This window comes from Devosia sp. BK (assembly GCF_032907385.1).
Classification (GTDB): Bacteria; Pseudomonadota; Alphaproteobacteria; order Rhizobiales; family Devosiaceae; genus Devosia.
Genome location: NZ_JAIMBX010000001.1, coordinates 243,556 through 267,376, shown reverse-complemented (window position 1 = coordinate 267,376; position 23,821 = coordinate 243,556). Strand labels below are relative to the sequence as shown.

Sequence of the window (23,821 nt, the reverse complement as noted above, 5' to 3'; positions counted from 1 at the left end):
CCCTCGGGTCAAGCCCGAGGGAAGACAGGGGAGAGCAAACGGCTAATGCTTAAAACCCGCCCTAAGCCGCCGGAAACAGCTTCCAACGCTTGGGCCGGAAACTGATCTGGCTGCGCTCGCCGGCCGGATGATCGAACGGCAGATCGATCTCTACCCGGTGCGCCGAACCACCCAATTCCAGCTCCACCCGTCGCGTACCGCCGACGCGTCGGCTACTCGCCACGACACCGCGGAGTGCTGCATCGGCCTCGACGAGTTCGATATCGTGCGGCCGGAAATAGAGTTGTGCCGGGCCATTCCCCTCGACGCCGGAAACCCCAAGCGGCCGATCGCCCAGCCAGAGATCGCCGCGCTCCACCGTCACCGGCAGCGTGCTCGATTCCCCGATAAAGCCGAAAACGAACGGCGATTGCGGATGGTCGTAAACCGAATCCGGCGTCCCCACCTGTTCGATCTTGCCCTGGCTCATCACGCAGAGCCGATCAGCTAGCTCCAGCGCTTCCTCCTGGTCATGCGTCACGAACACAGTCGTATGCCCGGTGCGGTCGTGGATTTCGCGCAGCCACTTGCGCAATTCGCGCCGCACCTGCGCGTCGAGTGCGCCAAACGGTTCGTCGAGCAACAGCACGCGCGGCTCGATCGCCAATGCACGCGCCAGCGCCACACGCTGTCGCTGCCCGCCCGAAAGCTGGCTCGGATAGCGCTTCTCGAGTCCCGAAAGCTGCACCAGATCGAGTAGTTCGCGCGCCCGGCGGCGAATTTCCGCCTTGGCCGGACGTGTCGCGCGCGGCCGCACTTCGAGCCCAAAGGAGACATTCTCCAAAATCGTCATGTGCCGGAACAGCGCATAATGCTGGAAGACGAAGCCGATATTGCGCTCCTGCACGCTCTTTTCAGAAGCGTCTTCCGCCCCGAAAAAGATCTTGCCCGCGGTCGGCCGTTCGAGCCCCGCGATCAGGCGCAGCAGCGTCGTCTTGCCCGAACCCGAAGGGCCCAGAAGCGCAATGAGTTCACCCGAAGCAATATCGAGCGACACATCATGCAGCGCCGGAAACCGGTCGAATTCCTTGCGGACGTTTTGAACGCGTACTTCCATCTATGGTCCAGTCAATGGCCGCGCCCGGTGGCGGCGAGTTCATCGCCAAATCGCCATTCGAGCGCTGTCTTAAGAACAAGGGTTACAAGAGCGAGCAAGGCAAGCATCGAGGCGAGAGCGAATGCGGCGGTGCTTTGATATTCATTATAGAACATCTCGACCTGCAGCGGCATCGTCGTCGTCTGGCCGCGGATCTTGCCCGAAACCACCGCCACAGCGCCGAATTCACCCATGGCGCGCGCATTGCACAGCAGCACGCCATAAAGGAGACCCCATTTGATATTGGGGAGGGTCACCTTCCAAAACGTCTGCCAGCCCGAAGCGCCGAGCGAAATCGCCGCCTCTTCATCGCCGCTGCCCTGATCCTGCATCAGCGGGATCAATTCCCGCGCGACGAAAGGAAAGGTCACGAAGATCGTCGCGAGGACAATGCCGGGCACGGCAAAGAGAATTTCGATATTATAGGAGCGCAGCCAAGGGCCGAGCACACTGCCCGATCCAAACAGCAGCACATAAACGAGCCCCGAAATCACCGGCGACACCGAAAATGGCAGATCGATCAAGGTGATCAGAAACGCCTTGCCCTTGAATTCGAACTTGGCGATGGCCCACGATGCGCAGATGCCGAAAACAACATTGAGCGGCACGGCGATCGCCGCTACCAGCAAAGTCAGCCTTATGGCCGATTGGGCGTCAGGGCTCTGCAGCGATTGAAAAAATGCGCCCCAGCCCTGCGCAAAAGCCTCAGAAAATACGGCGATCACCGGCAAGACGATGAATAGCGCCATATAGACGAGACCCGCAAGGATCAGCGTCCACCGCACACCGGCAGGCTCATTGGTCGGCGAGGTCACCTGGCGATGCTGCAAACTAGCTTCCATAGCCATACCTCCGCCGGCTCCAGGCCTGGATCAGGTTGAGGACGAAGAGCATCGCAAAGGAGATCGCTAGCATCACCGTGGCGATCACGGCCGCCCCGGCATAATTGAACTCTTCAAGGCGAATGACGATCAGCAGCGGCGCGATTTCCGAAACGAAAGGGATATTGCCGGCAATGAAAATCACTGAACCATATTCGCCGACCGCCCGCGCAAAAGCCAAGGCAAAGCCGGTCAGGATCGCCGGCGTCAAACTCGGCAGCAGCACCCGCGAAATCGTCTGGAAGCGATTTGCGCCCAACGTTGCAGATGCCTCTTCCACTTCCTTGCTAGTCTCTTCGAGGATCGGCTGGATCGTCCGCACGACGAACGGCAGCCCGATAAAGATCATCGCAATCGTAATGCCGATCGGCGTATAGGCGATCCGAATGCCGAACTGCGCCGCGATCTGCCCAATGAAGCCATTCGGCGCATAGATCGCCGTCAACGCAATGCCTGCCACCGCGGTCGGCAGGGCAAAAGGCAGATCGACCATGGCATCGAAAATCCGTCGGCCGGGAAAGCGGTAGCGCACCAGCACCCAGGCGATCAACGTCCCGAACACGACATTGACGCCCGCGGCGATCAGCGCGGTCACAAAGCTCGTCCGCAGTGCCGCGAGCACACGCGGATCAAGCGCTGCCGCCCAGAAACCATTCCAGCCAAGCCCGGTCGAGCGCAGAACCAGTGCGACGAGCGGCACGAGAATGATCAGGGAGAAATAGGTGAGGGTAAATCCAAAAGTCAGGCCAAAGCCCGGGATGACGCTCGGCTGGCGAAAGCGGCCAAGTCTCGTCATGCAACCCCCTCAGTCGCGGCAAGTCCACGGCAGCCGCGACAAAGCCAGAGTTATTCACTCGGGGAAACCCTACCCCGAAATTTCGTTCCAACTCTAGCCGAGAAGTAGAGTTTCTCAAGCCTTGGTCAGCGCAAGATTCCGGGCAGAATGAGAAATTCGTTCCGCCAGCGGCGAAACCAGCCGAACGCTATTTCGGGTTTACCCCACGACAGTTTCGTTCGCGCGAACGACTGAGGACGCAAGAAGACCCGTCACAAGGCAGACGGCAGCGTAGCAGGTCGTGACATTCAAAATGCCAAACATCGCATTGGTCAGCCCCATCACGAAGTAGCCTGCCACAAGTGCCGAAACCAGAACCATAAGCTGCGCGCGCGCCACGCCCCGCGGCAGTCGAAGCACTTCCACCACCGGCGCCGCCAAAAATAGGAGATAGGCCATAAGGCCTATTAATCCGCCGCTCGCCGCGAAATCAGCCGGATCGCTATGGAGATGCGGCGCTTCCCCAAACGGCACTTCCACAAGGCTATTGGCGACACGGACGAATTCCAGCGGCCCATGCCCAAACACTGGCGACTCCAGAAACGCTTTCCATCCGCCCGTTAGCATCTGAAGGCGAATGCCCGTGGACGCATCCGTGGGCATGCCAACGCGCAACACATCTGAAATATCGGCAAGCACGCGCTGCACACCGGACAGTTGCTGCACTCCAGCAAAAGCCCCAACAATGCCGAGCACAATCACGGCCACAACTGCACCAATTGCCCACTTAAGCGAAACGAGCCGCGTGATAAGCGCCACTGAACCTGCGACACCAAGCATGACAGCAACCGCCACCATCGGCCCACGCGACCCTGATAGCATCACGGCTACCGATGCAAAAACTGGCGCCAGCGCATAAATAAAACGCCACTTACCGCCCGGCCGCAGCATCCCGGCGCAGGCAAGAAATCCAACCAGCAAAGCTACATCCGCAAAGTGGATCGGATTGGCAATGATCTCGCCGGCGCGCGTCGTACCCGTCTCGGCCACCTCGATGCTCACCATCACGGCAGCGCCAGCGACACTCACAAGGCCAAGCACACCCACCAGATCAACGGCCTCAAAGCCCGGCTCGTCCCCTGCCGCCACGAGCGGATAGATAGCCAGCACCGGCGCAAAATAGGCCAAGCCAATCAGCCCATCGACCGATCCTGACCCGATAACATAGGCAATCGCGATAAGAAGGAGCGCGGAAAGCGGCATCCAGACCACCGGGCGCCGAATGGCTGCACCGCCTGAACGCACCAAAAATCCAAAGCCCACAATCCCGGAAATCAGGAACAGCACATTGGCCGCTTCGGGCGCGACGGGCGCCATAGCGAGCACTGCGATAAGGGCAAAAGCGGTGAGAGCAGTGCGTGATGAGGTCAGCATGGCGGTCCCTTATCCCCGATACACCCGGCTGACAAGCGACAGTTCCTCAGACGCAACCTGCACCTAGAGCAGCTAAACTGCCACCAAATCTCCTAATTTTTGCCGTAACTTGCCTTCGTTGACTCCAATGCGTGCCTTGCTTTGTCCATCATAAGTCACGCCCCCGTGAATGGGGATTTGCGCAACGAAAGATGAGGCTCCAAAGCATGCCGATGGCCCGTATCCGCTATACGCTTGCCGACGCCGTGGGCGATCCCAAGACTTGGACCTATACGTGGGAAATTGCGGATGACGTGACCTTCGCCAGCACCTGTGGCTTCTGCGGGCAGGACGAGCAGCGTCTCACCTATGAAGTCACCCGTGACGAAGAATCGCTCTGGATTTGCCAGCGCTGCGTTGGCCGCTATCCGGTCACCGGCATTTGGGATGGCGAACTGCTTGACCAGGCGAGCACCCGCGCTAATATTCATGGTCTGACGGCGCGGCAAAAGCAGCGCACATGCCAGGAAGCCATCAAGAAAATTCAGGCCGTTGCGCCCGATGCCCCGCTCAGCGAAGTCGTCGTCTATTTCGAGCGCAATCTGCAATTGTCGCCTCAGTGTGCCGCAGTTCTCTTTACCGCCATGGCCGCTCTACCCGAACCGCTCGATCCGCGCATTTTCGATATCCAGACGCGCAGCAAGGCGCATCAGGACGAGTTCGGTGCGCTTGATGACAAGGACCGCAGTGTGGTCTGGCCTGCCCTGTCGCCGCAGCAACGCCGCCGTCTCTCCTCGCTCGGCTATGCCCCCAGTATCCACACGACCAGGCGCACGCGCCCGTCAAATCCGCGAAATGCGCAATCGCAGTTTCCCGCCTCTAGCATATCTCCCTTGTGCGAGCCGGCAACATCCGACGCGACCACAGAAACCTCTGCGAAAACAATCCTCTAGCCTCACGCGCTCTCAGGTTGCCGGTCTGCCTTAATTCCTGCCCGCCCCATTGCGAGCACGATCGCTGGCAACCATCCTGTCATCTCGATCGAAAGCAAGGATGGGGACATGATTTCATCCCCCGGCAAGACTTCGTCCGTCGCCCGGTACATCGCCCTCTGGCTCGTGGCTTCCGCCGCGTTCACCTCTGTGCATGCAGCAGAGCCCTATATCTTGGGCATTTCCGACAAGCTGACGATCAAGGTCGTCCAGTGGAAAGCTGCCGATTCCAGTTTTCAGGAATGGACAGCCCTTGCCGGCGATTACATCGTCGGCGCCGATGGCAATGTGAACTTTCCGATGCTCGGACCCACCGAAGGCGCCGGCAAGACCAGCAGCGATCTGGCGGCAACGATCGGCGCTGGCCTGCAGCAAACCCTCGGCCTGCCCACAGCCCCATCCGTCACGGTCGAAGTCTCCGCCTATGGCCCGATCTACGTCTCGGGCGATGTCTCCACACCAGGCGAATATCCCTTCGCGCCCAATCTCACGGTCATCAAGGCCCTTGCTCTCGCAGGCGGCGAACGTCGCAGCGCCGAGGCGGCCGCGCGCCCTGAAAAGGAAATGCTGAGCACGACCGGCGCCCTGGACGTGCTCGAGGACGAATACAATCGCCTGCTCGTCCGCCGCGCCCGCCTCGAAGCCGAACTGGCCGGCCAAAGCGAAATCGCCGTGCCGCCCGAACTGACCGACCTCCCCGAGATTAGCGCCCTTCTCTTGGCCGAAACCGCAATCCTTGCTGCACAAAAGCGTCAGGCCGAAGCGCAATCGACGTCACTGACCGACGAAATCAATCTGCTGACCACCCAGATCGAAGCCTTCAATCAGAAGAAAGCCAGCACCGAGACGCAGCTCGAAACGGCGCGAGACCAGCTCCAAAAGATCTCGACCCTCTCCGAAGATGGCCTCGCCCTGTCCTCCCGCGTCGCCTCTCTCCAGACCAATGTGGCCGATCTCGAAGCGCGCCTCCTCGACACCGAGACGGCAGCCCTGCAAGCCCAGCAGGCCATCGCCACAGCCAATCGCGAACAGGCCCGGCTCGCCGACCAGCGGATCTCCGACCTCTCCTTGGAAAAGCAAACTGTCGACGGCCAGATCAGCGCCCTCGCCCTAAAAATCCAGACCCAGCAGGGCCTCGTCCAGGAAGCCGCGCTCTATACCGGCGCCGTCGTCCCCGGCGATCAGGCGCCGCAATACACGTATTCCATCGTCCGCGATGGCGAAGAAATCCCCGCCGAGATCGACACGCCCCTCGTCTCGGGCGACGTCGTCATGGCCCGCCTGGCGCTTGCGCCCTAACCCCAGGAGACCAGGATGAAACGCCTCCTCGCCTGCCTGTCGATCGCTGCCACCCTTGTCACCCCCGCTCTCGCCCAAGAGGCGTTCTTCGACGATTTCGACAAGCTCGATACCGGGCGCTGGTATGTATCCGATGGCTGGTCCAACGGCGCTCATCAGAATTGCCAATGGGCGAATGATCAGGTCCGCGCCGAAAACGGCAATCTGCGCGTCGGCTTTGCACCCAAACCAAAAGGCGACCGTCAATATAGCTGCGGCGAAATCCAGACCCGCAAAGCCTATGGCTTCGGCACCTATGAGACGCGACTGAAAACCCCAAAAGGCTCCGGGCTAAACGCCGCCTTCTTCACCTATATCGGCCCCCAGCAGGGCAAGCCGCATGACGAGATCGACTTCGAAATTCTCCTCCGCGATACCGCTCATGTCGAAACCACAACCTTCGTCAACGGCAAGAGCGGCGACGGCGAAATCGGCAGCGGTCAATCCCACGCCCTGCCCCAGCCCTCGGACCAGGATTACGTCACCTTCGCCTTCACCTGGGAGCCGAACCGGCTACGCTATTACATCGATGGCGAACTGGTCCGCACCATGGACACGTCCGCGACCATTCCGTCCAATCCCCAGCGCATCTTTTTCAGCCTCTGGGGCACCGACACGCTGACCGATTGGATGGGCGAGTTTACCCCAGTCACCGCTCCCATCGCCATGGAAGTCGATTGGGTCGCCTTCACTCCGCTCGGGCAAAGCTGCGCCTTCGATCAATCCATTCTCTGCCGAAACTGAAAGGTCCTCCTGATGAAGCTCGTATTCTTCCGCGGCCACGTCCCCAATTTCGGCGACGAACTCAATCTCCACGTCTGGCCCGCCCTCCTGCCGAAAAACTTCCTCGATGAGGACGAGAGCGAACTCTTCGTCGGCATCGGCTCGATCATCGGCGATCATCTGCCGGCCAAATCGCGCAAATATGTCATGGGTTCCGGCTACGCCGGCTATATGGGCCTGCCCGATATCCGTGACGGCACGTGGGACATTCGCTTCGTCCGCGGGCCCAACACCGCCAAGACCCTTGGCATTGATCCAAAACTATCGATCTGCGACAGCGCGATCCTGCTCCGCGCCATGGACCTGCCGCCGCCCGACGATAGCACCGGCATCGCCTTCATGCCGCACTATGAAAGCCTGGAGCGCGGCGATTGGGCCGCCGCATGCAAACAAGCCGGCATGACGCTGATCGACGCCACGGCGGCAGTGGACACCGTCCTCAGCCAGATCCGCGGCGCCCGCCTTCTCATCACCGAAGCCATGCACGGCGCTATCGTCGCCGATGCGCTCCGCACCCCCTGGATCGGCGCCCGTCCCATCTATGGCGGCCACCACAAGAAGTGGCTCGATTGGGCCGGCGCCCTTGATCTCGACGTGCGCCTCAACACGCTCAAACCCACCAGTGTCCTCGAATATTATATCGGTCGCACGGGCCGCGGCGGGCGCCTCGGCAAGGTCGGCCAATTCAACGCCTCCCCCCTCGCCGCCATCCCCAACCGCATCCTTACCGGCATCGCCGCCCAACACCTGCAAGAGATGGCCAAGCTCACGCCCCAACTCAGCAGCGACGCCAAAATCGCCGAAGTCACCGAAAAAGCCCAAGCCGCCGTCCACACCTTCGTCCGCAGCCGCGTCGCCGTGGCTTAAAGCGTTTTAGCTTTGAACTGGATCAGCCCCAAACGCGATGTCATCCCGGCCTTGAGCCGGGATCCATCCTGAGATTTCTGCATGCGCCGCTGCGTGTAAACCGCCAGATGCTCTAAACACAAAGGGCGGCTTCGGAGCCGCCCTATTTTTTCGCCAATTTTCTCAATAGCCCTAATGATCGGGCGCTTTGTGAGGCAGAGCCTCACATCATACGGTCATGGCAGGCCACCGGCCTACCGCCGCCGCCGCACAAATCCCACCAGCCGCTGCACGCGCTCCCGCCCGAACACGACTATCACCAGCCCATAGCTCAGCGCCGCAACGCCCACCGTCGCCACCAGCCGCAGCACAGGCTCGCTCTCGCCCATCTCCCGCTGCACCAGCCACCCCGCGCCCCACATTGCGGCCGTCGCCAGAACCGGGAGGGCGAACGAGGCGAGATAGGCCCACAGCGAAATGCCCAATAGCCGCACCACCATATGAAGGCTCGGCAGCCACATCAGGACGTTGAGAATAACGAGCGCAATAGTCAGCGGCAGCAGCCCCCAGCCGGCGAACAGGAACACGTAAAGCACCGTGACCACCTGCTTGCTGAGCACATAATAAAACCAGAGATCGGCTTGTCCCTGGCTGCGGATCAGCGAGGCCTGCAAAATGCCGACCGCCGTCAAAATCCCCAGCGCACAAAAAGCCTGCACGACCGGGATGGCTTCAACCCAGTGATCGCCGAAGGCAAAGGGAATGAGGTCCCCCGCGACCAGCGCCAGGCCTGCAAAGACTGGAAAGGCGACGACCGAGGACGCAAATGTCCCGAGCAGATAAGCATCGCGCAGCTTCTCCGGCTCGCGCTGCATCGAAGACAGCAGCGAATAGGACACGAGATTGAGCGCCCCGCCGATCAGGTCCGTCAGGATCTGAAATATCCGCCGCGCAAACCCATAGATGCCAAGCCCTGCTGGGCCCAACAGCGCCCCGATCAGCAGCTGATCGACGCTCAAGGTCGTGATGAAATGATTGCCGGTCGAAAACAGCCCGAAGGCTTTCAAATCCTTCAGCGCCCGAAAATGAAACCGGAAGCCCGGCACCCATTTGGCCGCGATCAGCGCGCCAACACAGGTCGTGATCGAGGCGGCCAATTGCGACGCCGCCAGCGCCCAAAGCCCGAACCCAGCCCATAGCAGCCCAAGACACACCGCCGCCGCAACCAGCGACGCCGCCGTGGTGCGCATCGCCAACATCCGGAACGACATGGTCCGCACCAGCAGTGCATTGGGCACTGCCGCCGCCATATCAAAGATGACGCGCGCCGAAATGAACGGGATCAGCGCCAGCAGCAAAGTATCCCCAGACGCCCCTGCAACGAACGGCGCTGCCGCGCAAAGCGCCCCGAACACCAAGATACCGGCGCCAAAACACAGCCAAAACACCGTATCGAGATGCTCTGCGCCAATCCCTTCGCGCTGGATCAGCGCCTCGCGAAACCCCATCGGTGAAACGGCCATGCCCACGGTCGCAATGCTGGCGGCATAGGCGACGATGCCGAACTCTGTCGGACTCAAGACGCGGGACGTCGCCAAAAATACCAGAAAGCCCAGCAGGGCCGGCGCAAGGCTGCTGACCAAAGACCACATCGTGCCCTTGATCGCCGCCGAAGCCCGGCCCGTTTTCAGATGATCGAGCCCGGCGCCGCCCGCTTCTGTGACTGCACTCATGCCCGGCTCGTCGTTTGCCGCAGTCCGTCGCGCGAGGCAACGAAGCGCTTGAAGTCAGGCGTCACCCGCCCAAGCAGCCGGATCATCCACCCGCGCAGCCTCAGCTTCCAGGCCTCCCGCACCGGCACATGACCAGAAAGCTTCTGATCGATCAGCGCCTTCCCCACATGCATGGCCCGCGTCCCAAGCGGCGTCGCAAAGCGCTGGTCGGTCAGAAAACTCGCCCGCTGCTCCGGCGATGCCTCTTCCCAAACCCGCCGCCGCAGCGCCTGCACGGCGCGCTTCAAATCCAGCTCCCGCCGCAGATATCCGGCCTTGAGTTCCGCATTCCGCGTGGTCTGTTCGGCGTTCTCAGCCCAGACGGCCAGCGGATGCATGGCGACATAGATCGGCTCCACCACCGAATAGGTCCGCAGATATTCCTGCAGCGTCGCCGTGCACGGATATTGGATTTCGAGCGGCGAGCGTGCCCTTACCGACCAGAACAGCCCGCCATTGGAGACCCCGATCCCCGCCAGCAGCGACATGCGGAAATCGCCAGCCGCATAGCGCCCCTCGGTGAACAACTCATCGAGCACGCCCACCGTCGACAGCCGCGCCTCTGCCGTGCCGCTCGCATATTCGAACACCTGATTGCGCAGAACGATCTCGACCTTCTCCTCCGCCATCAGCTTCATATTGGCCGTAAAGAATTCGGGCAGGACAAAATTGTCGTCCTCCACCACGCAGAAATACTCCGCGCCATGCGGATTCTCCGCGCTAAAACACTGGTCTATGTTCTTGGAGGCAAAGAGTTGTGGCTTGTTCGCCGTATAGCGAATGCGCGCATCCCCGATCGCCGTCACGACGCTGCGCGCCGCCTGATCCGGATCATCGTCATAAACGTCGCAAATCCAATGCGGCCAGCTCTGGTCGATCATCGAATAGAGCGCCCGCCGCAAGGCATCAGGGCGCTTATAGGTCGGCGTGCGGATATGGACGAGGCCTGGCTGGAAATCTGACATGGCTCAATAATCCTTTGGGACGACGCGCCGGCGGCGCTGCCTGGGCCCTGAGGGCCATAAGCCCCTGGGCGGCATAGATGAGGGTGGCGACACCCATGATCGAGCGGATGGAAAACTCGAAGAACACTTCGACTTCGATGAAGCTGCGAAGGATCATCAAGAGCTGCAGCGACAGCAGCAGCGCATTGGCGGCATTGGGCCGGGCAAACGTATAGAGGCCCATGGCGACAGCGCCGCCATAGATGATGACGATCTGCATCAAAAGTCCAACGAGACCAATCTCCACGGCATTGGAAATATAGGTGTTGTGGAAGTTGAAGCCGGCGCCCGATGGCACATCGAACATGGCCCAGAGCTCTTCCGCCGGCGCAAAACCGATTACCCAGAACGAGCGATAGCCCAGCCCCTGCAGTGGCCGCTCGGCAATATAGCTCAGCCCCGTCGCCCAAAGATCGGTGCGCCCGGTCAGTGTCGCATCCTTGCCCGAGCCTTCGAGCACGCCTGCCAGCAACGTATCTCCCGCCACCATGATCAGCAGCGTCAGCCCAGCCGCCAAAATGACGATCATGGTCATGACGAACAGCTTCTGCATCCCGGTCAGCCGGTTGAGCAGCAGCGTCAACAAAATCACCGCAAGACACGGCGCCACCATCAGAATGGCGCCCGCCGATTGCGCCAGCGACAGCAACGGACCCGAAAGTAACGCACCACCCAAGCCCAGCAAGCGCAGCACGATCGGCGAATCCCGATCTGCCGCCACGGCCACTGACACCAGCGCAAAAACCGCGATATGTGCCGCTACTGCATTCTTGCTGCCAAAGGCGCCAACCCAGGCGCCACCGAGCCCAGTCTTGCCAAAGGCGAGGCTCGCCACAACCCCGATGCCATAAACAATGAACATCAGCCGCATCAGCGTCGATGTGGACACCCGCCCGGTGATGGCCACGGCCACCGCCAGCGTAAAAGCCAGCTGCAGCCCATAGCGAAAGGAATTTGCCGGATAGAGCGACCAGAGCGATGTCAGCATGCAATAGGCCGGCAGGATCAGCACCGGCCACCACCGCCGCAGACTCTCAAGGCTCTGCCCCGGATTGCTGACGATCAACAGCGCCCCGCACCCCATAAAGGTCAGCGCAGCCAGCGGCCCAAACATGGCGTTCAGCACCAGCGCGGCAAAAGCCCCGAAGGTGAGCAGCGTTGCAAAATTAAGCGTCAACTGGCCGCGTGGCTCCATCATGACGCGAGCCCCACCCGCTCGGGATGCGACACCACCGCCTCGGGAATGAATCCCGCCGCATATTCGCCCGCAGCGTCGAGCGGAATGCAGCGCACTGCCCCCTGCCCGCGACGGCCCGCCAAGTCGCGCCAGATTTCGCGCGGCCGCGGCGCCGACCAATCGATCAAATGCGATGGCACATAGTCCGGCACCGCATGGTCCGACCCCGCGCCCAGTACCAAAACCGGCGAGGCCTCGGCCACCACAGGCGCTGCCGCCCGCCGCTGCCGCCCTTCGGCGATCGACGCCAAGAGTTTCGGCGCCAATCCCGGCCGCCGCGCCACCTGCGCCAGCGCACTGCCAAAGCGTCGTCCTTTGAGACTGGCCACCAGCCGTTCAAACGTCAACCCGCGCTGCAGCCCATCGAGCCGCTGCGCAAAGGCCGCCGTGATCCGCCCATCGAGCGTTCCATGCTGCACCATAATCGCCCGCTGCCGCTCGGCCATGGCCTCCATATCGCTCACCGAAAGCCGGTGCGAAATTGACTGTGAGTGCCGCCGATAAAGATAGAACGGCTCCGGGACGACCAGCATGCGGCCGCCATCGAGCAGCAAGCGCAGGATCAGGTCGAAATCCTCCCCGATCCGCAACCGCTCATCATAGCGCAGCGCGTACAGCCGCTCGGCCCGGATCAGCGGCTTCAAATAGCCCAGTGCCGGCGACCCATCGGTCCCCGCCAAAATCCAGCGCTCCGTCGAAACCAGAAACGCGTGATCGGTCCCCTCGCCCAGCATCAGCTTGGGCAAGGACCCGTCTTCGAAAAACAGCAGGAGATCATCGGCGACGATATCGCAATCATGCGCTTCCGCCGCTGCGATCAGCCGCTCGAACCGTTCGGGATGAATGATGTCGTCGCTATCGACAACGGCAATCCACTCGCCACGCGCGGCATCGAGCGCCCGGTTGCGGCATCGTGCTGGCCCGCCATTGGCCATGGCGGTGATCAGCTTGATCCGGCCATCCATCTCCATCAGCCGCCGCACATGGGCAAGGCTATCGTCGCCCGAGCAATCGTCGCTGACGATGATTTCGATGTCGGAAAGACTTTGGCGCAGCACCGAATGCAGCGCATGGACGATCTTCTCGCCCGCTTCGAAATTGGCCATCACCACTGAGATCAGCGGCGCAGCCTCAGGCCCGCGCTCGATGTTCTGCATGGTTCTGTCCCGGGTCCTACGCGCTCGTCGCTTCGTCTGCCTCGCCCGATGCTCCGACGGAATTACCGTCAAGCTGCAGGATCAAGGCACCAAATTTTTCGATCTGCGCATCAAGCGCCGCCACCCGGCGCCGCGCTGCGGCCGCGCCCTGTTCTGCGGTGCGGATCACCATTTCGTCGGCCTTTTCACGCCGCGCATAATCGTCCGACGCGTCCAACATGGTCGCCGCCTGCGCATAATACATGCTCATGCGCTGCTTGAGCCCGTCGCGCTCGCGGCGGGCATCAGCCAAAGCCATCAGGATGGCATTGCGCACGGTTTCCGTGCGCGCCTGATCGGTTTCGGCATCGCGGCCGGGATTGCGGGTACGAAAAGCGCCGGGACGAAGGGAAAGAATGGCCATCGCGCGCTCCTATCGGCTGCCGGTCCGCAGGGCGACAACCCCGATGGTCTTGACGAGAATGACCATGTCACCCCGGAACGACCATTCGCGGACATAGCGGCTATCGAGCTGCACGCGCTGATCATAGCCCGTGTCGCTGCGCCCGCTGACCTGCCAAAGGCCTGTAATGCCGGGACGCACCGCCGCATAATGGGCGATCTCGTCGGCATAACGCTTAACCTCGTCCTGAACGATCGGACGCGGCCCAACAAGGCTCATGTCGCCGCGAATAACGTTGATGAGCTGCGGCAGTTCATCAAGGCTCGTCACCCGCAGGAACTTCCCGAGCCAGGTGATGCGCGGATCATTCCGCAGCTTCTGGGTTTCTTCCCATTCGGCCCGCGCTTGAGGGAACAGTTCAAGGTGACGCCGCAGCGCTTCCTGAGAATCGACCACCATCGAGCGGAATTTGAGGCATTTGAACCGCTTGCCGTTCAAGCCAATCCGCTCATGGCCGAAAAAGATCGGCCCGCGATCGGTCGAAAACATCAGAACGGCGATGAAGAACATCGCCGGCAGCGCAAAAAACAGCATGGTCGAGGCAGTGACAACATCGAAACTGCGCTTGGCAAAACCGCCACGCGGCATGCCTGCCTGGGTGGGGTAAGAAGATTGGCCGACTTCGGCATTGATCATCGACATAACGAATTCTCTCGCAAAGGGGCTTGCTAAGAAGGCGAGACGACCCGCCGCTGGTGACGTGCAAAAGGGTTCGCGCAAGCGGCATCGCCGACGCGGAAGACCGGGTTTGACTCATTCAGATTGTGGACTCCGAACCACGGTCCGGAGACGCCGCATTTGCCTGCCGGAAATTACGAAGCATTAACCCCGTCCGGCATGAGTGCAGGCAAACATGATCGGAAATGCATGGCAACGCTTGTCGCGCATGGCAGTCATGCAGACCACCAGCCACAAAATCACCCGATTGCGTCAGCGCCAACCAACGCAAATCATTCGGTAAAGTATTGAGTGCTCAAAGATTTGGCAGTAGCAAACTAAAATGCGACCGAAACCATGGTCGCGAGCGCCGCGCAAGTAACCGCATGGCGAAAAGGTCGGGCACACACCCTCGCCTTAGAGGTTAAAGAGGAAAACCACACCGTTCCAGACGAGGTAGATGCCGACCCAACCGAGCGCCATTACCCCGATAGCGACGAGACCCCAAGGCCAGGGAAACGGCGTGCGCTGTTCGCGGTCTGTCGGCGCCGTCAGGGGCGCCTTGTGCGCCGCGCTGTCCTCTGGCCGTTTTGCGTTCACCCTTGCCTCCCCTGCAGCAGGTCCAACCCGCCGCGGCACCTTCGTGCTCGTTGTCTAGCAGCGCTTCGTAAATACACCCCTCCCAGGGCCTTGAGAATACGACCTTCCTTCACGACTGCGTAGTAAGGGGTCGCACGAAGCCTCTTTAGGGCCAACGTTGCATATCGGCAGATGGTTGTCTCCTAGACTTGTGTTGCAGCCGCCAATACTCGCCGACGGCGAAATCGATTGCGCCATCTTTCCGCTTGCCTCCGCGCAGCCCGCCCCAATTGGGACAGAATGAAACAACGGCAATTCTGCAAGCAAGCCATGCATCTGCGATCGCGCTTTAGGCTTTCTTGACTGGCCTCGACATGTTCCAATTCACCCCGTTGTTACCCTCAATCAGGAGATAGCAGTGGTTAAACGCGTCAAGACTGCCGTTTTTCCCGTCGCTGGCCTCGGAACACGTTTCCTGCCAGCCACCAAGGCCATGCCGAAAGAGATGCTGACGGTGGTCGACCGTCCCCTCATTCAATATGCGGTGGATGAAGCCAAGGAAGCCGGAATCACCCATTTCGTCTTCGTCACCGGCCGCAACAAGGGCGTCATCGAAGACCATTTCGATCGCCAGTTCGAGCTTGAAACAACGCTCGAAACCCGCGGCAAGCTCAAGGCGCTCGAAGAGCTCCGCCAGGATCTGCCCTCGGCCGGTCGCACGAGCTTCACCCGCCAGCAGGAGCCGCTCGGCCTCGGCCATGCCGTCTGGTGCGCGCGCGATATCGTCGGCGATGAACCCTTCGCCCTGCTCCTCCCCGACATGCTGTTCAAGGGCCGCCGCGGCGTCCTCAAGCAGATGATCGAAGCCTATGAAACCACCGGCGGCAATGTCATCGCCGTCGAGGAAGTGCCGCACCAGGAAGTTTCCTCCTATGGCGTCGTCGGCCGCGGCGCCGGCACCGATGGCGGCTTCGCCATCACCGAAATGGTCGAAAAGCCCAAGCCGCAGGATGCCCCGTCCAACCTCATCATCTCAGGCCGCTACATTCTGCAGCCCGAAATCTTCAGCCTCCTCGCCGATCAGCCCCGCCGCGCGGGCGGCGAGATCCAGCTCACCGACGCCATGCAGACCCTGATGACGTCCCAGCCCTTCGCCGGCGTCAAATATGAAGGTCAATCCTTCGACTGCGGCTCCAAGGTCGGCTTCCTCGCCGCCAACGTCGCCTACGCCCTCGACCGCGAAGACATCGCCGAAGATTTCCTCGCCGCCCTCTCCAAACTCGGCCTCCACACCGCTCTCATCGACGGCATGAAAGTGGCTGCCGAGTAGCCTTAACACGCACAGACTTCCTTCTCCCCTTGTGGGAGAAGGTGGCCCAACGGGCCGGATGAGGGGTATTCCCGCCTCATCAGCAAATCTTCCTGATCTTCATAAGTCGCTACATGATGGGTGTGTTCGACCGCGCATCCAGCAGTCTGGCCATCGCCTATGGTCAAGCGCCGGCCTTGGTCACCACGCCTGCAATGTCCCCTCAGCCTCCATGATCACCGCTCTTCCCTCGGGCTCGACCCGAGGGCCATTGCGGGAGCCACCCACCTCTCCCTCTGGGGGAGAGGTCGACGCAAAGCGTTGGTTGAGGGTGCCTTCCGGCAAGCGCCAAACTAGCCTGATTGCCGTCGCAAAAGCTGAAACAAAGAACGCCGCCCCTCCTCCCACCACGTCATTCCCGCGAAAGCGGCAATCCCCTTCACCTCATCAAGATTCCCGCTTTCGCGGGACTGACGCAAAGGCACACGCCACGGATCTGATCGGGCATCCCTTGCATTCAACTCCACGGCCTCTCTCACTCGGCAAGCCCACTCATGCCCTATGGCCATCGACCTGGAACTCCCCCTCCCCCTCGCGCCCCAAAAAAACGGCGCCCTATGGCGCCGTTTCTAATTCCCGCTCCTCGACCTTGCGCCGTCGTTTATACGCAAACCGCTCCATCCCCCCGATATCGGTGAACTTCGGTAGCGTCCCAAGATCGACCTTGTTGAGCACCACGCCCACCATATGATCCGCCAGTTCCGGCTCCCGCTCCAAAACCCCGCGCACCAGTCGCCGCGGGGTCTTGCCCCATTCGGTCACCAAGACGCTCGCATCGGTAAACGGCAATACGGTCAGCGCATCGATCACCGGCCCCAAAGCCGGAAGGTCGAGGATGATATAATCGAATTGGCTCCGCGCCTCGGACAACATCTTCTGCATCGCAATGCTCGAGAGATCGCCGCCACCCACTTCCGCCGCGCCAGCGGAAATCGTGACAATCCCGCTCTCGACATCGGTCGTCGCCGCGCTCCGCCATTCGGCCGGCTGCAGCGGCACCACGCGGCGCGACATGGCGTCGACATCGGGCGCCACATCGGCATCGACCAGCAGCACACGTGCCCCGGATTCGCTCAGCATTTCCGCCAGCGATAGCGCAAAAGTCGATTTCCCCTCGCCCGGCAAAACCGAAACCACGCCAAGTACCGGGCTCGCCCGCTCAGCAACCGGCTGCAGCACCAGCCGCGTTGCCTTCAGCGCCTCGAGATAAGGCGCGCCCCAGCGCCGACCCATCTTGCTGCCAAGCGCCCCGCGCACCAGCATGCGAATGGTTTTGCGCCTGATGTCCTGCGTGTCATCGGCCCCAAGCTGCAGTTTTGGCATATAGCCAAGGAACCGCAGCCCCAATTGCCGGCGCACCTGCTCCCCGGTGCGGAAACCGCGCTCGCGCAATTCGTTGAGCATGCCGAGAACCGCGCCGGCGAAACACCCGGCGATAATCGCCGCCAAAAGGATGACGACCGTCCGTGGGCTCGATGGATCATCGGGCATCAGCGCTTCGGTCACGATCCGCACCGATGGGATCGGGAAACTTTGCCGCTGCACCGCCTCTTCGTAGCGCGTCAGATAGCTATTATAGAGCGCCCGCAACGCGTCCGAACGCTGCTGCAATTCATTCAAGCGCACCTGTTCCTGGCCGATTGCCCCGGCGCTCTGCCCTTCAGCGTCGATATCCCCGCGCAGCCCGATTTCCTGCTGCTGGGCAATGGTCAGTTGCGTGCGATATTGCTGCCCAAGGTTTTGCAGCAGCGCAAAGATGCGATTGTCGAGCGCGGTCTTTTCAGCCCGCAAGACCGAAAGCTGCGGATGGTCCGCGCCATAGGTGCCTTCAACCTCCGCAATCCGGCTCGTCAGTGTCGCCACCTGATTGCGCAGCAGCGAAATTTCCGCCGGATCCGATTGCGCTCCAGCGAGCAGCGACACCGAAGCCGAAGCCGCTTCGGGCCCCTCCGCGATGACCGCCTCGACCTGCCCCGAAAGCGCCCGCAGCCGCGCCGTCTCCGCCTGCGCCTCGGCAAGCTGAGTGGAGAGCGTCTCAATGCGCTGATTGGTCAGGTCGCGATCCTGCCCCACGCTGAGGCCGGTTTCCTTGCGATATTGCTCGATCGCCAAAATCGCCTGGCGCTGGCTTTCGCCAATCTCGGCGAGCCGCTGCTGTAGCCAATCGGCCGCCGCGCCCGTCGCTTCGAGTTCGGCATTGAGCTGATCCTGCAGCAGCGCCTGTCCATAGGCCCGCGCAATGCGCTGCGCCAGTTCCGGCGTCGCTGCCTCATAGCCGACGCGAATGATCGAGGACCGCCCCATGCGGTCCACCGCCACATTGGCGCGCAGCATCCCGGCGACTTCATCGAGCGTTGCTTCCCGCGTTTCCGTCGCAGCGCCCGATCCAAGCCCGAAAAGGCTCTTCACCCGCTGGCTGAACGAGGGCGGCGGATTGAGAAATTCCTGATCGGTCATCAGGTTTTCCGCTTCCGCTACGGCCTTAGCGACGCGGCTCGAGCGTAGAACCTCGATCTGGTTGAGCACCTGCGCTTCGAGATCGGTCGAACTCGTCGCCGTCTGCTCCCCGCTCGTCACCTGTTCGAGCTTTTTGTCGATCAGGATCTGCCCCGCCGACATATAGCTGCGCGGCGCCAGCGCCAGGTAAAACACCGCCAGCGCCACCATCGCGGCAACGCAGAGCGCAAGGATCCACGCCTGCCGCCGCACCAAAGAAAAGATGCGGTCGAGGTCTATGGTCTTGAGGTCCGATGGCTGCGGCGCCATGGCTTCGGGAAAGGGGTTCTTTTCAAGCATGTGGTTCTCCGCCTGAAGGCTCAGGACGTGGCCGAATGGCCATAATGTTCGGCCTGGCTGAGGCCCAAGAGGCCTCCCGCCACACCCATGTGAAGAATGGCCCGCAACCAGTTGCGCCGCCGCGCAATCGGCGAAAAGGCCGTCAGCCCCGTCATCAGGCAGCAAAAGGCGATCTTCGCGCCCACCGCAGGCAGGCGCTTGGCCCGCCCCCCTGTCAGCAACATGCCGTGCGTCTGCCCAAACCGCAGCCGGCGTTTCACGAGCCAACCCATGCTGGCCCGCGCCGCCGGCACCGGCTCTTCCACCAGCGCCTCGGGCGCATAGTCGATCGTGCCGCCCAGATCGGTCAGCGCATAAAAAAACGAGGTATCCTCGCCGCCCGATTTCCCGAGCCTTGGATCAAACCGCAGTGTCGAGAATGGGGCCGTCCAGCGGATCAGCACATTGCAGGTGTAGCCCGTGCGGATCGTGCCCTCGACAAAGACCGGATAGGTCGAGTGAAAATCGCCGCGCCGCATCCAGTCCGGCGCATCCGCCCCATAAACCGCCGCCACCGGCCCCAACACCGCCGCCGCGCCCGTCTCCTCGGCCCGCGCCAGAAGCGCCATCAGCCAGCCGGGGCTCACTGTCTCGTCGTCATCGACAAAGGCGATAAACTCACCCTCCGCCGCATCAAGACACGCATTGCGCGCGATACAGATATTGGCTTCCGGCGCGTGCACATAGCGAACCGGCAAAACCAGTTCCGCCGCAAGTTTCTCAACGAGCCCCCGCGCCGATGGCGTCGTGTCATTATCTGCCACGATCACCCGGACATCGTGCCCGCTGCGCTCCAGCCGCCCGATCGAGCGCAGCGTCTCGGCCAGAAACGGCCGGCGAAAGGTGCAAACACAGATATCGACCCGAGCCATCATGCCGCTCCCTTGCGGAACGGCCGCTGGATCAAATGCAGCCAAAAGCCCGATGACCAGGCAAAGTGCATGATCATCGCCGCCCAGCCGACCAGTGGCGACAGGCTCATCGGCATGTCATATTCGGGATAGTATTTCTTCGCCGCATGCACGCCGAGCGCGATGCAGCCAATGCCCCAGAGCAGCAGCGGCAGTAGAAACGCCCAGTGCCAGATCGAGAGCACGGCAAGCAGCACCACCGGCAAAATCGCCAGCGGCGCCATCTGCCGCAGCCGCGGCCGCATCCGGTGCTTCAGAATATTGCGCGCCCTGCCCCCGCCATAGCCAAAATACTGGCGGAAGAGGCTACCGGCCGTCGCGCGCGGATAATAGATCATGCCAGTCCGGTCGGTCAGCCAGATCGTGTGACCCGCCGCCCGCAACCGGAAATCGAGCTCCGCATCCTCATTGGCGCGGAACGTCTCGTCATAGCCACCGACCTCTCGGAACGCATCGACACGCATCAACGCGTGATGCCCATGGTCGACCGGCCCGCTTTCATTGCCGGTGCGATGCGCCGAACCACCCGTGCCGATCGGTGAATTCTGCGCCGTCGCCACCGCCCGTTGAAACGGCTCTTCCCCCTTGGTCGTCATCGGAACGACGACGCTGCCGACACCGCGCTCTTCCGCCTCGGCCACAAGGTCCCGGCAGTAATCTGGCGGATAAGTCCCATGCGCATCGATGCGAATGAGATAATCCGCGCGATCGCCAAACAGCACCACCGCCAGGTTGATCGCCGCGGATTGGATTCGCCGCGTATTGTTGATCAGGTGAATGCGCGTCGATTGAGCCGCCCTTGCCGCCACGATCTCCCGCGTCCCATCGTGGCTGCCGCCATCGGCCACAACGATCGTCGCATCGAGCACTTCGGCCTCGACCAGCAAAACATCGAGCAGACTGGAAATATGCGCGCTTTCGTTCAGCGTCGGCACGATAATCAGAACCCGCGCACTCATGCTGCCATCTCCATCGCCGAGACGCCCGCGAGCGCCCCCAGCTTCTTCACCAGCGCCACGCACTCGTCCTCATCGCAGCGGAAATTGCTCTTGTCCTTCTCCGCCACCGCCCGCGCCAATTCGCGCACTCGGTCGCGGCTCATCCCCGCAAAAAGTTCGACCAGCGTCGAAATCTCGACATCGTCGATGACGATCCCAATCCCATGCCGCTCGATAAAGGCCGCCGTTTCCGTGCCCCTGAGCGCAATCGGAATGGCACCATTCAGGCACCCTTCGTAAATCCGGTTGGGCAGCAGCCAGCTCGAATTCTGCCCCTCTTCGAAAAAGTCGATCGCCCAGACGAAGTGCACATCGGAATAGATCGGCGCCAGATCATCGGGATAAACATAGGGCCCCTCAAAGCGCAGATGCCGCGCCGCCTGGGTCGACCCATGAAAGTCCTCGAACTCGGTCAGCGCCGGCCGCCCGCGCAGCGTCACCTCGAGCTTGCCGCCCAATTCGCTCGATACCTTTTCAAGGATCGCCAGCGACTTGGCGCAGCGCAGCGCCCCGAACCAGCCAAGCCGCAAGGGCCCCTCATCATCCTCGGCCAAAGCCGGATTGCGCCCCGTCTCGGGGATATCAGGCGCAAAAACCTTGTTCTCGACCAGCCGCGCCGGCGGCGCGCCCTGCTCGTCGAAATATTGGCTCAAGAACGCCGGAGAACTCGTCAGCAAAAGGCTCGCCGGCTGCATCAGCCGTTGCTCGACCGAGCGCATCGCCCGCCCGACCCCATCCTCACGCAGCATCAATCGGTGAATATCGAGACATTCATAAACCAACGCCGGCGGATTGGGCCAAAGCTGCAGGAGATGCTCGGCAATCGCCAGCATTTCGAGATTGCGCGCCACGATGACGTCGGGCCGCGAAAATGACCGCGCCCAACCCCGCGCCGTGTAGCGCGCCTTCACCGTCGCGAGCAGCCGCTGCAACATGCGCGCGTCATGCGTCACATCGAGTTCGACCACCATCTCGACCGGCAGGCTCGATGGCGGCGCATCGGCCCGACGGAATCCCGCCAGCTCGATTTCGGCACCACCAAGCTGAAACATCGCCACCCGGCGGCCCACTGCAGGATCGGACAGGTTGGGGACCAGGTAGAGTATCTTGAGCAATCGCGCATCTCCTCTCCGGAACCTGCCGAGTGGAAGATTTGCCAAAGATGCGGTCAACGGCACTCGCGACGACCAAGCAATGCGCCTGCCGCATGTCACGAAGGAGCCGTATTTTCTAAACCGGGAAAAGACGAAGCCGCCACCCGAAGGCAGCGGCTCTCTCATTCGATATTTCAGTAGACCCTCGTGGTGAGGTGCCCTGGGCCAGGCCCGGGGCACCTCACCACGAGGGGCGTGGCTCTCAGGTATTCGACCCAATCAACCGCGAGCGGATGGCGTTCGACATATTGTCGAAGAGGAACACCACCAGGAGGATCAGCAGCACCATATAGGCGACCTTGTCCCAGTCCGAATTGGTGCCCATCGATTCGAGCAGTTTGAGCCCGATGCCCCCCGCCCCGACCGCCCCGATCACGGTGGCCGAGCGCGTATTGCTCTCCCAGAAGTAGAGCGACTGCGACACGAAGACCGGCAGAACCTGCGGCACAACGCCATAGCGGTTGACCGCCATCGGGCTCGCGCCCACCGATTTCATGCCCTCTCGCTGCTTGTCGTCGACATTTTCCAGCGCCTCGGCATAGACCTTCCCAAGCGCCCCGGTATCGGTGAGGAAAATCGCCGCGATCCCCGGGATCGGCCCCGGCCCAAAGCCGCGGGTAAAGAACAGCGCCCAGATCAACATGTCCACCGAGCGGATGAAGTCGAAGAACCGCTTCATCCCCCAATTGGCCGCCCGGTTCGGCGTGATCGTCCGCGCCGCGATGAAAGCGAGCGGGAAGGCGATCAGTGTCGCGAGGAGCGTACCAACAAACGCCATAACGAGCGTCTGGAACAGCTTTACGAGAATATCGGCATGCTGCCACGCCTTATTGCCTAGCCACTGGTTGAGCACATATTGCGCATTCGACATCTCGGGATTGACCCGATCGCCCGAGAGCATCAGCCCGATCGAGGAGAGGAGATCATTGCCCCAGAGCGGCGAGGTCGGATCATAGAGGAAATTGGCCCAGCCGAAGAACCGGCGCTGCACCGCGACCTGATTGGCGCGGATCTCGGCCTGCCCTTCGAACCCAAAATCGACCACCACCTTCTGCCGATCCTGCTGGATCGCGGCTGGCGCACCTTCCGGCGCCAGCGCCGCATCCGCCGTGATCATCACCGGCCACACTTCGCCATCGAGATAGACATCGACCTGTCGCGTCGTGATCTCGAGCTTATCTGCCTCACTACCGAAGGTCGCGGTCATGCTGCCGTCGCCATGCGGCGTCAGCCAATCGATCGTCGCATCAGCCGGATATTGCCCGCGGCTCGACCATTGCGGCGTGACCACGCCATCATCGCCAAAGCGCAGCCGCGGCTGGGCGCGCCAGCTATACCAGTCCTGCACATAGATCGACGCACGATCCCATTTGCCGTTCTGCAAGGCCGGTCCGACATTAAAGAAAAACCAGCAGAAAACGAGATATGCCGCCGTCGCCACAGGCGCCACGATCAACCCATGCCGTTTGAGGAACGAGGTCTTGAAGACCTCAGGGAATTTCTGTTCGAGCCGAGCGCGCTCGGCAGCACTGATCGCCGACAT

Annotated in this window: 21 protein-coding genes; 5 read left to right on the top strand and 16 right to left on the bottom strand. The window is 61.7% G+C overall.

Features of this window, described 5'->3' with window-relative positions:
- Positions 1 to 61 precede the first annotated feature (61 nt).
- The 4 genes from DevBK_RS01210 to DevBK_RS01195 form a co-directional block, all read right to left on the bottom strand.
- On the bottom strand, positions 62 to 1,096 hold the full coding sequence (locus DevBK_RS01210; RefSeq protein ID WP_317184180.1) for a sulfate/molybdate ABC transporter ATP-binding protein: 1,035 nt from the start codon (positions 1,094 to 1,096) through the stop codon (positions 62 to 64).
- An 11-nt stretch (positions 1,097 to 1,107) separates the two neighbouring features.
- On the bottom strand, positions 1,108 to 1,983 hold the full coding sequence (cysW, locus tag DevBK_RS01205) for a sulfate ABC transporter permease subunit CysW (RefSeq protein ID WP_082461299.1): 876 nt from the start codon (positions 1,981 to 1,983) through the stop codon (positions 1,108 to 1,110).
- The gene (cysT, locus tag DevBK_RS01200; RefSeq protein WP_061910152.1) at positions 1,967 to 2,812 is read right to left on the bottom strand and encodes a sulfate ABC transporter permease subunit CysT; all 846 of its coding nucleotides are present in this window, start codon (positions 2,810 to 2,812) and stop codon (positions 1,967 to 1,969) included. The genes cysW and cysT overlap by 17 nt, the downstream gene beginning before the upstream one ends.
- 198 nt (positions 2,813 to 3,010) lie before the next feature.
- Positions 3,011 to 4,225: an O-antigen ligase family protein gene (locus DevBK_RS01195; protein ID WP_317184179.1), complete on the bottom strand. Its 1,215-nt coding sequence runs from the start codon at positions 4,223 to 4,225 to the stop codon at positions 3,011 to 3,013.
- A 206-nt stretch (positions 4,226 to 4,431) separates the two neighbouring features.
- Here DevBK_RS01195 and DevBK_RS01190 point away from each other — a divergent pair, with 206 nt between their 5' ends.
- The 4 genes from DevBK_RS01190 (at position 4,432) to DevBK_RS01175 (ending at position 8,184) form a co-directional block, all read left to right on the top strand.
- The gene (locus tag DevBK_RS01190; protein ID WP_317184178.1) at positions 4,432 to 5,157 is read left to right on the top strand and encodes a hypothetical protein; all 726 of its coding nucleotides are present in this window, start codon (positions 4,432 to 4,434) and stop codon (positions 5,155 to 5,157) included.
- 108 nt (positions 5,158 to 5,265) lie between these two features.
- Positions 5,266 to 6,495, top strand: coding sequence for a polysaccharide biosynthesis/export family protein (locus DevBK_RS01185; protein WP_317184177.1), 1,230 nt, complete (start codon positions 5,266 to 5,268; stop codon positions 6,493 to 6,495).
- A gap of 15 nt (positions 6,496 to 6,510) precedes the next feature.
- On the top strand, positions 6,511 to 7,278 hold the full coding sequence (locus DevBK_RS01180; protein WP_317184176.1) for a family 16 glycosylhydrolase: 768 nt from the start codon (positions 6,511 to 6,513) through the stop codon (positions 7,276 to 7,278).
- A 12-nt stretch (positions 7,279 to 7,290) separates the two neighbouring features.
- Positions 7,291 to 8,184 carry a polysaccharide pyruvyl transferase family protein gene (locus DevBK_RS01175; protein ID WP_317184175.1) on the top strand — a complete coding sequence of 298 codons (894 nt, stop codon included), beginning with the start codon at positions 7,291 to 7,293 and terminating at the stop codon, positions 8,182 to 8,184.
- 233 nt (positions 8,185 to 8,417) lie between these two features.
- On the opposite strand, the gene DevBK_RS01170 is transcribed toward DevBK_RS01175, so the two are convergent.
- The 7 genes from DevBK_RS01170 to DevBK_RS01140 form a co-directional block, all read right to left on the bottom strand.
- Positions 8,418 to 9,896 (bottom strand): lipopolysaccharide biosynthesis protein, encoded by a 1,479-nt coding sequence (locus DevBK_RS01170; RefSeq protein ID WP_317184174.1) that lies wholly within the window; start codon positions 9,894 to 9,896, stop codon positions 8,418 to 8,420.
- Complete coding sequence (locus tag DevBK_RS01165) at positions 9,893 to 10,900, bottom strand: glycosyltransferase (protein WP_317184173.1); 1,008 nt, start codon at positions 10,898 to 10,900, stop codon at positions 9,893 to 9,895. The genes DevBK_RS01170 and DevBK_RS01165 overlap by 4 nt, the downstream gene beginning before the upstream one ends.
- Complete coding sequence (locus tag DevBK_RS01160) at positions 10,851 to 12,137, bottom strand: O-antigen ligase family protein (protein WP_317184172.1); 1,287 nt, start codon at positions 12,135 to 12,137, stop codon at positions 10,851 to 10,853. Before DevBK_RS01160 ends, DevBK_RS01165 begins: the two co-directional genes overlap by 50 nt.
- Positions 12,134 to 13,333 carry a glycosyltransferase family 2 protein gene (locus tag DevBK_RS01155; RefSeq protein WP_317184171.1) on the bottom strand — a complete coding sequence of 400 codons (1,200 nt, stop codon included), beginning with the start codon at positions 13,331 to 13,333 and terminating at the stop codon, positions 12,134 to 12,136. The genes DevBK_RS01160 and DevBK_RS01155 overlap by 4 nt, the downstream gene beginning before the upstream one ends.
- 16 nt (positions 13,334 to 13,349) lie before the next feature.
- Entirely contained in the window at positions 13,350 to 13,736 is a 387-nt protein-coding gene (locus DevBK_RS01150; RefSeq protein WP_317184170.1) for a hypothetical protein, read from the bottom strand.
- Between the two features lie 9 nt (positions 13,737 to 13,745).
- Positions 13,746 to 14,417, bottom strand: coding sequence for a sugar transferase (locus DevBK_RS01145; protein WP_061910126.1), 672 nt, complete (start codon positions 14,415 to 14,417; stop codon positions 13,746 to 13,748).
- A gap of 432 nt (positions 14,418 to 14,849) precedes the next feature.
- On the bottom strand, positions 14,850 to 15,032 hold the full coding sequence (locus DevBK_RS01140; RefSeq protein ID WP_156352208.1) for a hypothetical protein: 183 nt from the start codon (positions 15,030 to 15,032) through the stop codon (positions 14,850 to 14,852).
- A 397-nt stretch (positions 15,033 to 15,429) separates the two neighbouring features.
- Here DevBK_RS01140 and galU point away from each other — a divergent pair, with 397 nt between their 5' ends.
- A complete protein-coding gene (gene galU / locus DevBK_RS01135; protein WP_317184169.1) occupies positions 15,430 to 16,341 on the top strand; it encodes a UTP--glucose-1-phosphate uridylyltransferase GalU in 912 nt (303 codons plus the stop codon).
- A gap of 594 nt (positions 16,342 to 16,935) precedes the next feature.
- Here the strand turns inward: galU and DevBK_RS01130 are convergent.
- The 5 genes from DevBK_RS01130 to phnE form a co-directional block, all read right to left on the bottom strand.
- On the bottom strand, positions 16,936 to 19,176 hold the full coding sequence (locus DevBK_RS01130; RefSeq protein WP_317184168.1) for a Wzz/FepE/Etk N-terminal domain-containing protein: 2,241 nt from the start codon (positions 19,174 to 19,176) through the stop codon (positions 16,936 to 16,938).
- Between the two features lie 20 nt (positions 19,177 to 19,196).
- Complete coding sequence (locus DevBK_RS01125; protein ID WP_317184167.1) at positions 19,197 to 20,087, bottom strand: glycosyltransferase family 2 protein; 891 nt, start codon at positions 20,085 to 20,087, stop codon at positions 19,197 to 19,199.
- Entirely contained in the window at positions 20,087 to 21,085 is a 999-nt protein-coding gene (locus DevBK_RS01120) for a glycosyltransferase family 2 protein (RefSeq protein WP_317184166.1), read from the bottom strand. The genes DevBK_RS01125 and DevBK_RS01120 overlap by 1 nt, the downstream gene beginning before the upstream one ends.
- Positions 21,082 to 22,239 carry a glycosyltransferase gene (locus DevBK_RS01115; RefSeq protein WP_317184165.1) on the bottom strand — a complete coding sequence of 386 codons (1,158 nt, stop codon included), beginning with the start codon at positions 22,237 to 22,239 and terminating at the stop codon, positions 21,082 to 21,084. The genes DevBK_RS01120 and DevBK_RS01115 overlap by 4 nt, the downstream gene beginning before the upstream one ends.
- A 241-nt stretch (positions 22,240 to 22,480) precedes the next feature.
- A complete protein-coding gene (phnE, locus tag DevBK_RS01110) occupies positions 22,481 to 23,821 on the bottom strand; it encodes a phosphonate ABC transporter, permease protein PhnE (RefSeq protein WP_317184164.1) in 1,341 nt (446 codons plus the stop codon).

Bases quoted from the DNA above. Each gene is read 5' to 3' on its own strand.
- DevBK_RS01210 (WP_317184180.1), bottom strand. From the start codon at position 1,096: ATGGAAGTACGCGTTCAAAACGTCCGCAAGGAATTCGACCGGTTTCCG.
- cysW (WP_082461299.1), bottom strand. From the start codon at position 1,983: ATGGCTATGGAAGCTAGTTTGCAGCATCGCCAGGTGACCTCGCCGACC.
- cysT (WP_061910152.1), bottom strand. From the start codon at position 2,812: ATGACGAGACTTGGCCGCTTTCGCCAGCCGAGCGTCATCCCGGGCTTT.
- DevBK_RS01195 (WP_317184179.1), bottom strand. From the start codon at position 4,225: ATGCTGACCTCATCACGCACTGCTCTCACCGCTTTTGCCCTTATCGCA.
- DevBK_RS01190 (WP_317184178.1), top strand. From the start codon at position 4,432: ATGCCGATGGCCCGTATCCGCTATACGCTTGCCGACGCCGTGGGCGAT.
- DevBK_RS01185 (WP_317184177.1), top strand. From the start codon at position 5,266: ATGATTTCATCCCCCGGCAAGACTTCGTCCGTCGCCCGGTACATCGCC.
- DevBK_RS01180 (WP_317184176.1), top strand. From the start codon at position 6,511: ATGAAACGCCTCCTCGCCTGCCTGTCGATCGCTGCCACCCTTGTCACC.
- DevBK_RS01175 (WP_317184175.1), top strand. From the start codon at position 7,291: ATGAAGCTCGTATTCTTCCGCGGCCACGTCCCCAATTTCGGCGACGAA.
- DevBK_RS01170 (WP_317184174.1), bottom strand. From the start codon at position 9,896: ATGAGTGCAGTCACAGAAGCGGGCGGCGCCGGGCTCGATCATCTGAAA.
- DevBK_RS01165 (WP_317184173.1), bottom strand. From the start codon at position 10,900: ATGTCAGATTTCCAGCCAGGCCTCGTCCATATCCGCACGCCGACCTAT.
- DevBK_RS01160 (WP_317184172.1), bottom strand. From the start codon at position 12,137: ATGATGGAGCCACGCGGCCAGTTGACGCTTAATTTTGCAACGCTGCTC.
- DevBK_RS01155 (WP_317184171.1), bottom strand. From the start codon at position 13,333: ATGCAGAACATCGAGCGCGGGCCTGAGGCTGCGCCGCTGATCTCAGTG.
- DevBK_RS01150 (WP_317184170.1), bottom strand. From the start codon at position 13,736: ATGGCCATTCTTTCCCTTCGTCCCGGCGCTTTTCGTACCCGCAATCCC.
- DevBK_RS01145 (WP_061910126.1), bottom strand. From the start codon at position 14,417: ATGTCGATGATCAATGCCGAAGTCGGCCAATCTTCTTACCCCACCCAG.
- DevBK_RS01130 (WP_317184168.1), bottom strand. From the start codon at position 19,176: ATGCTTGAAAAGAACCCCTTTCCCGAAGCCATGGCGCCGCAGCCATCG.
- DevBK_RS01125 (WP_317184167.1), bottom strand. From the start codon at position 20,087: ATGGCTCGGGTCGATATCTGTGTTTGCACCTTTCGCCGGCCGTTTCTG.
- DevBK_RS01120 (WP_317184166.1), bottom strand. From the start codon at position 21,085: ATGAGTGCGCGGGTTCTGATTATCGTGCCGACGCTGAACGAAAGCGCG.
- phnE (WP_317184164.1), bottom strand. From the start codon at position 23,821: ATGTCGGCGATCAGTGCTGCCGAGCGCGCTCGGCTCGAACAGAAATTC.